The organism is Bradyrhizobium sp. Ash2021, from assembly GCF_031202265.1.
Lineage (GTDB): Bacteria > Pseudomonadota > Alphaproteobacteria > Rhizobiales > Xanthobacteraceae > Bradyrhizobium.
The window spans coordinates 4,152,295-4,165,572 of sequence record NZ_CP100604.1; the positions used below are offsets into that span (position 1 = coordinate 4,152,295).

Consider the following 13,278-nt stretch of genomic DNA (forward strand, 5'->3'; position numbering starts at 1 on the left):
GGTCTTAACTCAATTCTGGTTCGGCGCGGGCTCTTGCGCCCGCTGGCGCTGGATGCGGCGGATGGTCTGGTCGAGCGCCGACAGGAAGGTCGAGCGGTCGCGCGGTGCGAACGACTTCGGGCCGCCCGTCACCTCACCGGATGAACGCAAGTCCGTCATCAGGTTGCGCACCGCCAGTGTCATGCCGATCGATTCCTCCGAGAACGGTTTGCCATTCGGCGCGATCACTTCGGCGCCGGCTTTGACGCAGCGGCTCGCGAGCGGGATATCGGAGGTAATGACGATATCGCCCATGCCGGCGCGCTCGGCGATCCAGTCATCGGCGGCGTCCATGCCGGAACCGGCCGCGATGCGCTCGATCAAGGGATCCTGCGGCACGCGAATGAAATTCCCCGCCACCACGCTGACCGGCAGGCCATGCCGTTCAGCGACGCGGTAGATTTCGTCCTTCACCGGGCAGGCGTCGGCGTCGATATAGATGCGGGTGATCGGTGGGCTTGATGTCATCAGTTCCGGAGGCTCGTTCAGAGGCCCGCGTGTACTCCATCGGACGGAAAATTGCGAGGAAAACGCAGGGCCTTGCCACGGTTCATTGTTCGCGTACCATTGTGGTCAGAAAAGCCACCGAAATAAGGGAAAACAGGCATATGGGCAGCCGGCAAACCTACCGCGTCTCGGCCTACAACACCTCAAAACAGTCCGAAAACAAGATCCACGACGATACCGTCGCGCGGCGCTTCGGTTTCAGCGGCGGGCTGGTCCCCGGCGTCGATGTGATGGCCTATATGATGCACCTGCCGGTCGAAAAATGGGGCCGCGCCTTCCTCGAGCGCGGCCTGATCGAGGCCCGCTTCGTCAAGCCGGTCTATGACGGCGAGATCGCCGAGCTCGCCGGTGAGGAGAGTAACGGCGTGCTGTCGATCGAGGTGCACAGCCGCGGCGAGCTCTGCGCTACCGGCAGTGCGTCGCTGCCGGCGTCCGCGCCATCGATGTCGCTGGCGGATTTCGAGGCCGTCGCGGCCGTCGCGGAGCGCAAACCGGTCGACGCCAATTCCTACGAAGTGGGCAACTGGCTGGGGGCGGTACCCCGGACATGGGCAGGTGACGCTGCAACGGAATATCTCACCGACATTCGCGAGACCGACACCATCTATGCGCGGGAAGGGCTCGGCCATCCCGGTCTGTTGCCGCGGGTCATGAACAGGGTGCTGGTCGAAAACGCCGTTCTCGGGCCCTGGATTCACGTGGGAACGCGGATGCAACTGCTCTCCGCAGCCGGGATCGGCGACGAATTCACGGCGCGTGCCAAAGTCACCGGCAATTACGACAAGAAGGGCCATCGCTTCGTCGAACTCGACGCGCTGGTGGTCGGCAACGGCACCACGCCGCTGGCGCATTGCCAGCACATTGCGATCTACCAGCCGCGCGAGCAGGCGGCGGCGTAGCTTCTTACCTCGCCCCGCTTGCGGGGAGAGGTCGGCGCGCAGCGCCGGGTGAGGGGACTCTCCGCAGACTCAGCTCGCGAAGAGTCCCCCTCACCCGAAGCCCTCGCTTCGCTCTGGCTTCGACCTCTCCCCGCAAGCGGGGCGAGGTGAAGAATCGCCCTCGCGCGCCCCCTACGCCGCCTTCGCCTTTTTCGCATCCTCGATCGCGCGCCAGACCCGTTCCGGCGTCAGCGGCATGTCGAGATGGGTGATGCCGTACTCGGACAGCGCATCGAGCACCGCGTTGACGATGCACACGAGGCTGCCGGCGCAGCCGGCTTCGCCGCAGCCCTTGGTGCCCAAGGGATTTGATTTGGCCGGCGAGGGGTGGTCGCCGACTTCCATCAGCGGAACGTCTTCCGCGCGCGGCATCGCGTAATCCATGAACGAGCCTGTGATGGGCTGGCCGCTCTCGTCGTAGCTGACTTCTTCCATCAAGGCCTGGCCGATGCCCTGGGCGACGCCGCCATGCAACTGGCCGGCGACGATCATCGGATTGACGATGGTGCCGAAGTCGTTGACGCCGGTGTAGCGCACGATCCGCGTCACGCCGGTGTCGGGATCGATCTCGACTTCCGCGACATGGCAGCCATTGGGGAACGTCGACGGCGTGTCTTTGGTGGCGTGATCGACGTCGAGCGTGTCAGGCACGCCCTCCGGCACGTTGCCGTCGCGTAAGCGCTGCGCCATCTCCATGATGCCGATCGAGCGGTCGGTGCCGGCGATGGTGAAACGGCCGCCGGAAAATTCGATATCGCCTTCGGACGCTTCCAGCAGATGTGCCGCGGCCTGCTTGCCCTTGGCGACCACCAGCGCCGAAGCCTCGACGATCGCCTGACCGGTCGCGGTGATCGAGCGCGAGCCGCCGGTGCCGTTGCCGAAACGAACGAGATCGCTGTCGTTCTGCTCGATCGTGATCTTTTCGAACGGCACGCCAAGCTGCGCGGAAAGCACCTGCGCGAACGGCGTGGCGTGACCCTGGCCGTAATCCAGCGTGCCGGTGGTCAGCTTGATCGAACCATCCGGCTCGAAATTGATCTTGCCGAGTTCGCCGCTCGGGGGGGCGGTGACTTCGAGATAGGAACCGACCGCAATGCCGCGCAGCTTGCCGTTCTTGCGGCTTTCCTTTTTGCGTTTGGCAAAGTTGGCGTGATCGGAAATCTCCAGCGCCTTGTTGAACACGCCGGCGAAATCGCCGCTGTCATAGGTGACGCCCGACGACGCCGGGAACGGAAACTGCGCCGGTTTGATGAAGTTGCGCTTGCGCAAGGTCAGGCGGTTGATGCCCATCTCGTCGGCGGCGCGATCGATCAGCCGCTCCATGTAGTAATTGGCCTCGGGCCGGCCGGCGCCGCGATAGGCGCCCATCAGCGTGGTGTTCGTCAACACCGTCTTGATGTCGACGCCGAGCAGCGGCGTGCGGTAGACGCTGGCGAGATTTTTTCCGGTGTTGAGCGACAGCGGGCCCGGCGCCACGCCGGTGATGTAGGCGCCGAGATTGCCATGGCCGTTGAGACGGACGGCGAGGAATTTTCCTTCCGCATCCAGCGCCAGTTCGGCGTGGATGATCTGGGCACGGCCCTGGCTGTCGGACAGAAAGCTGGTCGAGCGCTCGTCGGTCCATTTCACCGGACGGCCCAGCGCCTTCGCCGCATGCAGGATGCAGGTATATTCGGGATAGTTGACGTTCTTCATGCCGAAGGAGCCGCCGACATTGGCGGTCAGGATGCGGACCTTGTCGTTCGGCACGTTCAAAATCTTCGCCAGCGTCACCTTGTTGCCGGAGACGCCCTGGGTGGGAACCTGCAGCGTGTAGCGCTCGGCTACCTTGTCGTAGGCCGCCAACGCCACGCGCGGTTCCATCGAGACCACGGCGACGCGGGTGTTGACGATATCGAGCTTTGTGACATGCGCGGCGCCGGCGAAGGCGGCGTCGATCTTGGCGGTGTCGCCGTAGTGATAGTCGAGCGCGACGTTACCCGGAATATGATCGTAGAGCTGTGGCGCGCCGGGCTTTGCGGCTTCCGCGGCATCGGTCACGGCGGGAAGCGGCTCGATGTCGAGTTCGACCGCTTCGGCGGCGTCGCGCGCCTGCGCCAGGGTTTCCGCCACGACAAAAGCAACGGGATCGCCGACGAAGCGCACCTTGTCGGTCGATAGCGCGAAGCGATTGGTCTGCAACAGCGGCGAGCCGTCGCGGCTCTTCAGCGGCAGACCGCAGGTGAAGGGGTTGTAATTGGCCGCCGCAAGGTCCTTGCCGGTGTAGGCGCCGAGCACGCCCGGCATCGCCTTGGCCGCCGTCGTGTCGATACCCTTGATGATGCCGTGGGCATGGCTGGAGCGCACCATCCAGCAATAGGCCTGTCCGGGAGCTACGAAATCGTCGGTATATTTGCCCTTGCCGCGCACCAGCGTGTCGTCCTCCTTGCGGCGGACCGGCTGCCCCACACCGTATTTTTGCAGTGCGATAGCGTTTTCGAGGGAGGCTGGAGACGTATGATCTTGCATGGAAAATTACCTGAAATGCCCTGATTTGCGCGGGGTTCCGTGGGCTTCCGACCAGATAACGCACCGATACCCCCACGACAACGCCTGATTGGGCATAGTCCTATGTGATGGGTTGTTGATTAGGTCCTTGGCGCTGCTAAAGTTTCCGTGAACACTAATTCTTCGGCGGGCCGGCTTAAGCCCAGCGGAAAGACAGTTTTGATGAAGGATGACACGCGGCTTCGCGACGGCCTTCCGGCCCGCGAAAGCCCGTCAGGGCTGACTGCGGCGAGGGTTGAGAACGGCGTTTACGCCGCGCTCGACCTTGGCACCAACAACTGCCGGCTGCTGATCGCCAGTCCGTCCGGGGACGGGTTCCGCGTGGTCGACTCGTTCTCGCGGATCATCCGCCTGGGCGAGGGCATTTCCGCGACCGGTTCCATCAGCGAAGCCGCGATCGAACGCGCGATCGCGGCTTTGAGCATCTGCAGCGACAAGATCCGCTACCGCAGGGCGCGCCGGCTGCGGCTGATCGCCACCGAAGCCTGCCGCGCGGCCGACAATGCCGACCATTTTCGGGAGCGGGTGGAGAGCGAAACCGGCATCAAGCTGGAAGTGATCGACCGCGAGACCGAAGCGACGCTGGCCGTGATCGGCTGCTCGCCGCTGCTCGACCAAAAAGGCCGCGGCGCCATCCTGTTCGATATCGGCGGCGGGTCGACCGAACTGGCCCGGATCGAGCGCGATCCGGACGCGCACGACGCGGCGCCGTGCATCAAGGCGTGGATGTCGATCCCGCACGGCGTCGTCACGCTGGCCGAGCATTTCGGCGGCAAGGACGTGACGCCGGAATCCTATGCGTGCATGGTCGAGGAGGTCGCGCAATATGTGGGGCCGTTCGCGGCCGAACACGGCGCCGATCTGCGCGACATGCACATGCTGGGCACGTCCGGCACGGTCACGACGCTGGCGGGCGTCCATCTGAACCTGATGCGCTACGACCGCCGCCGCATCGACGGCATCTGGATGAACGATGCCGACGTGACCGCGGTCATCGCGCGGCTGCTCGCCATGAGCTACCGGGAACGCGCCAACAACAATTGCATCAGCGTCGAGCGCGCCGATCTGGTGCTGGCCGGCTGCGCCATTCTCGACGCGATCCGCGATGCCTTCCCGATGCCGCGCCTGCGCGTCGCCGACCGCGGCCTGCGCGAGGGCATGCTGGTCGAGATGATGCGCGAGGACGGCGCGCTCAGGGCGTGCTAGAGCGTCTTCAAGTTCGGTGGCTTCATCCTTCGAGACGCGGCTTACGCCGCTCCTCAGGATGAGGTCTCCCAGACCCTCATGGTGAGGAGCGCGGCGAAGCCGTGCGTCTCGAACCATGAGGCCCCGTTCGTGACAACATCATCTGGTCAAGCAAGAACCGATATGGCGAAAGATACCACCGGCCGGTTGCACGTCACGGTCAAGAGCGGTGGCAAGCGCAAGCTGTCGTCAAAACTCTGGCTGGAGCGGCAGCTCAACGATCCCTATGTGGCGCAGGCCAAGCGTGACGGCCTGCGCTCGCGCGCGGCCTACAAGCTGATCGAGATCGACGACAAATACCACTTTCTCAAGCAGGGCATCGCGGTGGTCGACCTCGGCGCCGCGCCCGGCGGCTGGAGCCAGATCGCGGCCAAGCGCGTCGGCGCGGCCAATGGCAAGGGCAAGGTGGTCGCGATCGATCTCTTGGAGATGCCCGAAATCCCCGGCGTCAGCTTTGCGCAGCTCGATTTCCTGGCCGACGATGCGCCCGCGAAATTGCTGGCGATGATGGGCGGCCGCGCCGACGTCGTGATGTCCGACATGGCCGGCAACACCACCGGGCATCGCAAGACCGATCAGCTTCGCATCATCGGCCTCGTCGAAGGCGCGGCCGCCTTTGCCGCCGACGTGCTCAACCCCGGCGGCACGTTCCTGGCCAAAGTATTTCAGAGCGGCGCCGATGCGACGCTGATGACCGAGCTCAAGCGCGATTTTGCCACCGTCAAGCATGTCAAACCAGCATCGAGCCGGCAGGACTCATCCGAGCGCTACGTGCTGGCGATGGGATTTCGCGGGCAGGCCAATCGAGCCTGAGCGCCAGTTTCGCCGGCGCCTGGCCGTCGGGGTCGTCCGGCGGGCGAAAACGGTCGGCTGGCGAGCCGCAATCTTTCCATTGGAACTTTGTGCCGCGCGGCGCATTTCAAACCTCAGGCGCGGTCCGTCATATCCGCATGGCCTGGCGCTAGGCAGGGATAGTGGAGCCGCGCGTCCGTCCAGGGAAGGAGATTCCCGTGATGGAGCAGAGGCGCAGGGTTGGCAATCGACTGTTAGCTGCGTTGCCGCCGGCAGATTTCGATTTGCTTGCGCCTCATTTGCTGAAAGTACCGCTTGAACGCGACGCCGTGCTGGTGCGATCGGGAGATCCGATCGAACAGATCTATTTCCCCCGCAGCGGGACGATCGCGTTCATCACGGACATGCCGAACGGACAAACGGTTGCAACCGCGGTCGTCGGGAATGAGGGAGCCGTCGGCATGCTGTCAGCGCTGGATTCCTCTCTCTCTCCGATGACGGCGGTCGTACGCATAGCCGGGACCGCATTGCATATTTCTCCGACGCGATTTCGGGCGGCGCTCAGCCGCAGTAGCGCCCTCAAAAACGCGGTTCAGACCCACGCCTGGGCGCTGTTGGCACAATTCCAGCACGTTGCCGCCTGCAATGCGCTGCACTCGGTCGAGGCCCGCATGGCCCGGTGGTTGCTCCACATCCACGATCAAACCGACGGCAACTTCCTGCCGTTGACCCAGGAGGCGCTTTCCGAATTGCTTGGCGTGCGACGAACGACGGTGACGCATGTCGTGCACAAGCTCCGGACTTTGGGTGCTATCCGATCCAGTGGGCGGGGCTTGATCGAGATCGACCGGCCGCGGCTCGAGGCCGTGGCATGCGAGTGCTACGAGGTCATGCGGCGCAGAATCGAGCGTATTGTTTCACCAGAAGAAATGAAGCCTCCCGTTCACGGCGCGCCGGTGCCCAAAACTCCCCTTATCCGCGATCCCCTGTTGGCCAAGGCGGGTGAAGCGCCGCGGGGCACGCGGCCGCACGGGGTGACCGGCGAACGGCCAAGGGGCCACTGATGAAATGCCGCACGGGCTCAATGCCCCCGGTGGATCGCCGGACGCTCGTTTAACCTGTCAGCAGCATGCGCCTTTGCGCGACCTTGACCGGCTCGTAAACCCAGGCCTCCCTGGCGAACCATTCGTGATTGGCCTGGCAGATCGAACAATAGGTGCGCGCGAAGAACACCGTGCTGCATCGAAACTTCTCGCGGTCCGCTTTCATGCCCGTCGGAATTGCGCGTCCCGTTTGCGGACATTTGATCATGACGATACCCACCTTGGACTCCTCCCGGCTTGTTTCCGTCCCATGTCCGGTCGCCATCGGCTGGATTGCACCTCTTCTCGCGGGAGGTGCTTGGTCCAGCCGATCCCGGAGGCCTGCAAAAGTACGATTACGAGGTTTTCTGCAGGACCCTGGTAAGGCTCTTCTTGATCGGCTCGGCGGTCTCGGTCGCGACTTTTCGGGCGAGTTCCCAAAGCTCCTTGCTCTGCGCGGACGTGGTTTCGTAGTTCTTGCGGCTGTGCGTGGCTGATAGCTGGACGATTTCCGACAGCGACTTGGTGCCCATAAGGTGGGTCAGGAAATCGAAAGCGGAGGTGGCGTTGACGGACGAGATCTCGATGACCTTGGCACCGTAATCCGCAGCTCCCTTGGCGTTGGTCGAATAGGCTTCCCGGAGAATGTCGGCGATCTCTCCCGAGGCAGCCTTCATCTTCTCATAGTGTTCCTTGGCCCGCTCCGCGTTCTGCTGGGCGATCCCACCGAAGATCCCGGGCATCGGGAAAAGCGGCGGCTGAAAGCCGGGTTTCGAGTTCGACGGATCGGCTTTCACTTCGACTTTCGTATTGGCGTCATTCACGGGTTTTCATCCTTTCAAACGAAACTGAATCAAAGCACGGCAGTCCGATTTGCATTCCGAACCGTTCCGAGGCACCTGGTGGCCTGGGACGGAGCCGGGAACGATCCCCTATTTCGACGATGGGCCGGTGCGTTCCCTCGCGCGCCCGGCCTGCCAAAGGTATGGCCTACCAGCGCTGGCGCTTCCGTTCGGTTTCTGACTCTCAGGTGGATTTTTTATCGCCGGATGTTTGGCGGCGGGCCGTCACGTCGAACGACCGGCCTCTGTTGGCGCGGCTTTTCGATGCAGGCGTCGCGGGCCGTCCGTTGTCGAGCCTGCTGCTCCACAAATCCAGGGAGCAGGGGTTGTTTCTCGGTTTCGCCGCGTGGAACGAAAAGGAGATCGACCGCGCCGCGCGTATCCCGGGCCGGATCGTGCGGTGATCGCGGCACCGGGCCGCCCGGTGGGTGTAGGTCTTCCGTCTTACTCCGGCTTGATGCCGGCGGCGCGGACCACCTTGGCCCATTTTTCGGTTTCCTCCGCGATCAGTTTGCCGAACTCGGCGGGCGAGCCGGGCAGCGGCTCGCCGCCGAGTGCGGCCAACCGTGTCGTCATCGCGGGCTCGGCGATCGCGGTGTTGATTTCCTTGTTGAGCTTGTCGACGATGTCCTGCGGCGTCTTTTTCGGCGCGCACATGCCGTACCATTGGCTGGTTTCGTAGCCCGGCACGAAATCCCCGACCGGCGGCAATTCCGGCAACACTTCCGCACGCGCGGCCGATGTCACCGCCAGCGCCCGCAGCTTGCCGGTCCTGACGTAATCGGTGGTGCCGGGCGCGGTCGCGAACAGCACCTGCACCTCGCCGCCGAGCAGATCGGTCAGCGCCGGCCCCTGGCCGCGATAGGGGACGTGCACCAAATCGACGCCCGCCATCATCTTGAACAGTTCGCCGGCCATGTGCGGCGCGCTGCCATTGCCGGCCGAAGCCATGTTCACCTTGCCCGGATTGGCTTTTGCATAGCTGATGAACTCGGGGACAGTGGTGGCCGGCACCGATGGATTTAACAGGATGACCATCGGCACGCGGATGATGCCGGCGACCGGCGCGATATCGCTGATGAAATTGAAGTTGAGTTTTTCGTACAGCGAGGCGTTGACCGCGTTCGGGACGGTCGCCAGCAGCAGCGTATATCCGTCGGGCGCCGCGGTCACGACGGCCTCGGTGCCGATATTGCCGCCGGCGCCCGCCCTGTTCTCCGTGACAAAGGATTGGCCGAGATGCTCGGTCAACCACTGGCCGATCAGGCGTGCGGTGATGTCGACCCCGCCGCCGGCGGCAAAACCGGCGACGATGCGCACCGGCCGCGCCGGATAATCATCCGCCGAGGCGAACTGCGCAAAGGCCGGCGCAGCGGCAACGGCGCCTGCGAGTTCAAGGAATTTACGACGGTGAAGTTTCATACTAGGTCCCCTTGCGGCACCAAACCTATCCCAATTCCCGTGGGCCAAGTAGGTCCGTCGGGCTAAGCCCGCCCTGCCTGAGACGCTGTGCTCATATTTCCGTGACGGACTGGTCGTTCCCACAGACATGCCTTACGCTTCGCTACAATCTGGCGTGGTGCCGGCACACCACGCCAGAAAAAAATAAGCCGGAAAACAAGCCAAGGGAGGCAACCGTCATGACCACACGCCGTGACTTTCTGCGCGGCAGCGCCGCTGCCGCTACCGGGATCGTGTTTTGCAGTTGCGGTCTGCTGCAAAGCGCCCACGGGCAACAGACTTCGCGGGAAAAGCTGCCGGTGTCGTTGGGCGGCAAGCGGGTCAGGACCATCGACGTCCACGCGCATTGCGTCATCCCGGAAGCCAGCAAGCTGCTGGGTCCCGCGTCGCCTTCTCCGGTCAGGGGCGCCGATGAGGTGGTCATCGACATCAACAAGCGGCTCGCGGCGATGGACGCGCAGGCGGTCGACATGGAGGTACTCTCGGTCAATCCGAACTGGTACAGCCGGGATCGCGAACTGGCCGGGCAGGTCGTCAAGGTCCAGAACGAGAAACTGGCCGAGCTCTGCGCCTCAAAGCCCGACCGGTTCGCAGCCTTTGCCTCGCTGACGCTGCAGGCGCCTGACTTGGCGGTGCAGGAACTCGAAACCGCGGTCAAGAAGCAGGGGCTGAAGGGCGCTGCGATCGGCGGCAATGTCGCCGGCGAGGCGTTCTCCGATCCCAAATTCCATCCGGTCTGGGCCAAGGCCGAAGAACTCGGCGCGTCCCTGTTCATTCATCCGCAGGGCGTGCCCGAGCTCAACAAGCAAGTGGCCGGCAACGGCTGGCTGAGCAACGCGATAGCCTACCCTGTGGAGACGACGATCGCGCTGTCGCACCTGATTTTCGAGGGGACGTTCGACAAATTCCCCGGACTGAAGGTGATCGCTGCGCACGGCGGCGGTTTCTTGCCGTCCTACGCCGATCGTTCGGATCATGCCTGCCTGGTCAATCCCGGCGGATGCAATCCCGATATCAAGCTGAAGAAGCAGCCGACCGAATACCTCAAGCAGATCTATTTCGACTCGCTGGTCTTCACGCCCGAGGCGCTGCGTCATCTGGTGGCCCAGGTCGGCGTCAGCCAGGTTGTGCTCGGCAGCGACTATCCGTTCCCCTGGCAGTTGCAGCCGGTCGACCACATTTTTGCATCAACATCGCTGAGCGACGACGACAAGGCGGATATTCTGGGCCGGACGGCAGAGAAAATTCTCAATTTTGGTTCGTGAAAGCGAAAGCAAGGCGGCAGGAAAAAAGGCAAGCGTCTTAGAATCAGAGTCCCGTTCTCGCACGAAAATCGAGGTTGGTTGCGGAATGGACGACGGGCATCACCTGAATGGTTCGTTGAACGAAAGTAGTGGGAGATTCCTAGTGCCTGGTTCAACGACTTTGTTGAGAGGGCGCTGCGGAAGTATGGAAGATTACATATTATTCAGCCCTACCGCGAACAGGAAAAGTGCGCCCCTGCATGCCAGCATGCGATTGGTCACGAGTGCCAATGTTCATGCATGGGGGCCAATCATGGCGCCGGCAACGATGGTAGCTGGTTTGAAGTGTCGGAAACTTTCGCCACCCGTTGGGGAGGCCAGCAAATTGCTTGTCGATTAATGAATATCAGACCGACAGCTCGTCGAGTCGATTAGCGCACCGCAATCGGCCGCTCGGTGAAGAGGGGCGAGTTAAGTCTTTGGCTACCTCTGATCGCTGTCACGCTTGCTGTAAGCGATCCCGCGCAAACGCCAGATACCAATCCAGGCATCCTGGATTGGCCATTGCGTCCTTGTTGATGACCTTCTCCAGCGGCTGGCCGAGCAGCAATTTCTTGATCGGCAATTCCTGCTTCTTTCCCGACAGCGTTCGTGGAATCTCGGGAACAGCGATGATTTCGTTGGGAAGGAAGCGGCGCGACAGGCTCGCCTCGATCGCAGCATTGATCCGCGCCTGCATCGCTCGGTCCAGCGTCACGCCGTCGCGCAACACCACGAACAGCGGCATGTAGCTTTCGCGGCCGAGATATTCGAGGTCCACGACCATCGAATCCAGCACTTCCGGCAGGGCTTCGATCGCGGAATAGAGTTCGCTCGTTCCCATCCGCAGGCCGTGCCGGTTGATGGTCGCGTCGCTGCGGCCGTAGATCGTGCAGGTGCCGTCGGCGCCGATCTTGAGCCAGTCGCCATGACGCCAGACCGCGCCTCGGCCGGTGCCGTCGAAATTGTCGGGATAGGTCTCGAAATAGCTGCCGTGATAGCGGGCGTCGCCGTCGTCGTTCCAGAAGCGCAGCGGCATCGAGGGCAACGGTTCGGTGCAGACGAGTTCGCCGACCTCGTCGATGACGGCGCGGCCCTGTTCGTCGAAGGCTTCGACGGCGCACCCCAGCAGCCGGCACTGCATGGTGCCGGCGGCCTGCGGCAATTCGGGATTGGCGCCGATGAAGGCGCCGGCGAAGTCGGTACCGCCCGACATGTTCGCCCAGCGCATTTCGGCCTGCGCCAGGTTGCCGTTGATGGACGACAGCGCGGCGAAGCGTTCACTGAACCAATCCTGGGTATCCCTGGCGAGCGGCGAGCCGGTCGATCCCAGCGCGCGCAATCGTGAGAGATCGCCGACGGCGGCGAGGTCGATCTCGGCTTTGGCGCAACTGGCGAAGAAGGCCGCGCCGGCGCCAAAGAACGTCGTCTTGGTGTCGGACACGAAACGCCACAGCGTGGTCCAGTCCGGCTTTTCCTTCGATCCGCCGGGGCTGCCGTCGAAGATGCAGCACGTCGTGCCGGCGAGCAGGGCGTTGACCTGGCAGTTCCACATGATCCAGCCGGTCGAGCTGTACCAGTGGAAGCGTTCACTGAGCGAATTCGGCTGGTAGCTGCAACCGATATCGTTGTGCAGCACGTTGAGCGGCAGCACAACGACCATGACGCCGCCGTGGCCGTGAACGATCGGTTTCGGAAGCCCGGTGGTGCCGCTGGAGTAAACGATCCAGAGCGGATGATCGAACGGCAGCCACACCGGTTCGAAGGCGTCGATCTCGCGGCCTTTGCCTGTGAGGATATTTGACAGCAGAGGCCCGGAAGCCGGCGCGTCGGCGGCGTCGCCGTGCAAAATGAAATGCTTAACGGTCGGAAGCGACCGGCGCAATTCCTCGACGACCGGACGCCGGTCATGCCGGCGTCCGGCATAAATGACGCTGTCGGTGGCAATCAGCACCTTCGGCTCGATCTGCTTGAAGCGATCAATCACCGCGGGAGCGCCCATGTCGGGCGCACAGACGCTCCAGATCGCGCCGATGCTCGCGGTGGCGAGGAAGGCGATGATGGTCTCGGGGATGTTCGGAAGGTAGGCGGCGACCCGATCGCCGGCGTCGACGCCTTGTGCCTTCAGATGAAGGGCGAGCGCTGCGACCTTGCGGCGCAATTCGGGCCAGCTTGTCTCCGTCAGCACGCCGTCTTCGCCGCTACTGACGATCGCAGGCTGCCCCGCGGCATCCGCGGCCGCGACATGCCGCATGACCTGGCGCGCGTAATTGACCTGCGCCCCCGGAAACCAGACCGCGCCCGGCATCTTGCGCTGCGCCAGCACCGCGCGGTGCGGCGTCGGCGATTGCAGGTCAAAATAGTCCCAGATGCTTTGCCAGAAAGCATCGAGGTCGGTGACCGACCATCGCCGCATCTCTTCGTAATTGGAGAAATTGAGGCCGCGTTGATCGGCGAGCCAACGGCGGTAAAGCGAGATTTGGGGAATGAAAGGGGGGGTCATCGTCTCTTTCGGCATTTTTGCGCGAACGTCTTCCGGGTA

General features: G+C 63.3%; 12 protein-coding genes. 6 read left to right on the forward strand and 6 right to left on the reverse strand.

Features of this window, described 5'->3' with window-relative positions; genetic code table 11:
• Nucleotides 1-9 precede the first annotated feature (9 nt).
• Entirely contained in the window at nt 10-507 is a 498-nt protein-coding gene (locus NL528_RS19610; RefSeq protein ID WP_309184319.1) for a YaiI/YqxD family protein, read from the reverse strand.
• 140 nt (nt 508-647) lie between these two features.
• Between NL528_RS19610 and NL528_RS19615 the strand changes: the two genes are divergently transcribed.
• Nucleotides 648-1,445: a hypothetical protein gene (locus NL528_RS19615; RefSeq protein ID WP_309184320.1), complete on the forward strand. Its 798-nt coding sequence runs from the start codon at nt 648-650 to the stop codon at nt 1,443-1,445.
• A 171-nt stretch (nt 1,446-1,616) separates the two neighbouring features.
• On the opposite strand, the gene NL528_RS19620 is transcribed toward NL528_RS19615, so the two are convergent.
• Nucleotides 1,617-3,992 (reverse strand): xanthine dehydrogenase family protein molybdopterin-binding subunit, encoded by a 2,376-nt coding sequence (locus NL528_RS19620; RefSeq protein WP_309184321.1) that lies wholly within the window; start codon nt 3,990-3,992, stop codon nt 1,617-1,619.
• A gap of 201 nt (nt 3,993-4,193) precedes the next feature.
• Between NL528_RS19620 and NL528_RS19625 the strand changes: the two genes are divergently transcribed.
• From NL528_RS19625 to NL528_RS19635, 3 genes are all read left to right on the forward strand, one after another.
• A complete protein-coding gene (locus NL528_RS19625; protein WP_309184322.1) occupies nt 4,194-5,237 on the forward strand; it encodes a Ppx/GppA phosphatase family protein in 1,044 nt (347 codons plus the stop codon).
• Nucleotides 5,238-5,399: 162 nt separating this feature from the next.
• Nucleotides 5,400-6,089: an RlmE family RNA methyltransferase gene (locus tag NL528_RS19630; RefSeq protein WP_309184323.1), complete on the forward strand. Its 690-nt coding sequence runs from the start codon at nt 5,400-5,402 to the stop codon at nt 6,087-6,089.
• 200 nt (nt 6,090-6,289) lie between these two features.
• The gene (locus NL528_RS19635) at nt 6,290-7,132 is read left to right on the forward strand and encodes a Crp/Fnr family transcriptional regulator (RefSeq protein ID WP_309184979.1); all 843 of its coding nucleotides are present in this window, start codon (nt 6,290-6,292) and stop codon (nt 7,130-7,132) included.
• A 49-nt stretch (nt 7,133-7,181) separates the two neighbouring features.
• Here the strand turns inward: NL528_RS19635 and NL528_RS19640 are convergent, their stop codons facing one another.
• Together NL528_RS19640 and NL528_RS19645 are read right to left on the reverse strand one after the other, a co-directional pair.
• Nucleotides 7,182-7,391 carry a hypothetical protein gene (locus NL528_RS19640; RefSeq protein WP_309184324.1) on the reverse strand — a complete coding sequence of 70 codons (210 nt, stop codon included), beginning with the start codon at nt 7,389-7,391 and terminating at the stop codon, nt 7,182-7,184.
• Nucleotides 7,392-7,506: 115 nt separating this feature from the next.
• Complete coding sequence (locus tag NL528_RS19645) at nt 7,507-7,974, reverse strand: phasin (RefSeq protein WP_309184325.1); 468 nt, start codon at nt 7,972-7,974, stop codon at nt 7,507-7,509.
• Between the two features lie 161 nt (nt 7,975-8,135).
• Between NL528_RS19645 and NL528_RS19650 the strand changes: the two genes are divergently transcribed.
• Nucleotides 8,136-8,396 carry a hypothetical protein gene (locus NL528_RS19650; protein WP_309184326.1) on the forward strand — a complete coding sequence of 87 codons (261 nt, stop codon included), beginning with the start codon at nt 8,136-8,138 and terminating at the stop codon, nt 8,394-8,396.
• Nucleotides 8,397-8,436: 40 nt separating this feature from the next.
• Here NL528_RS19650 and NL528_RS19655 read toward each other — a convergent pair whose 3' ends face one another.
• On the reverse strand, nt 8,437-9,414 hold the full coding sequence (locus NL528_RS19655) for a tripartite tricarboxylate transporter substrate binding protein (RefSeq protein ID WP_309184327.1): 978 nt from the start codon (nt 9,412-9,414) through the stop codon (nt 8,437-8,439).
• A gap of 218 nt (nt 9,415-9,632) precedes the next feature.
• Here NL528_RS19655 and NL528_RS19660 point away from each other — a divergent pair, with 218 nt between their 5' ends.
• Nucleotides 9,633-10,718 (forward strand): amidohydrolase family protein, encoded by a 1,086-nt coding sequence (locus tag NL528_RS19660; RefSeq protein WP_309184328.1) that lies wholly within the window; start codon nt 9,633-9,635, stop codon nt 10,716-10,718.
• A gap of 478 nt (nt 10,719-11,196) precedes the next feature.
• Here NL528_RS19660 and NL528_RS19665 read toward each other — a convergent pair whose 3' ends face one another.
• Nucleotides 11,197-13,239: an acetoacetate--CoA ligase gene (locus tag NL528_RS19665; protein ID WP_309184329.1), complete on the reverse strand. Its 2,043-nt coding sequence runs from the start codon at nt 13,237-13,239 to the stop codon at nt 11,197-11,199.
• Nucleotides 13,240-13,278: the final 39 nt, after the last annotated feature.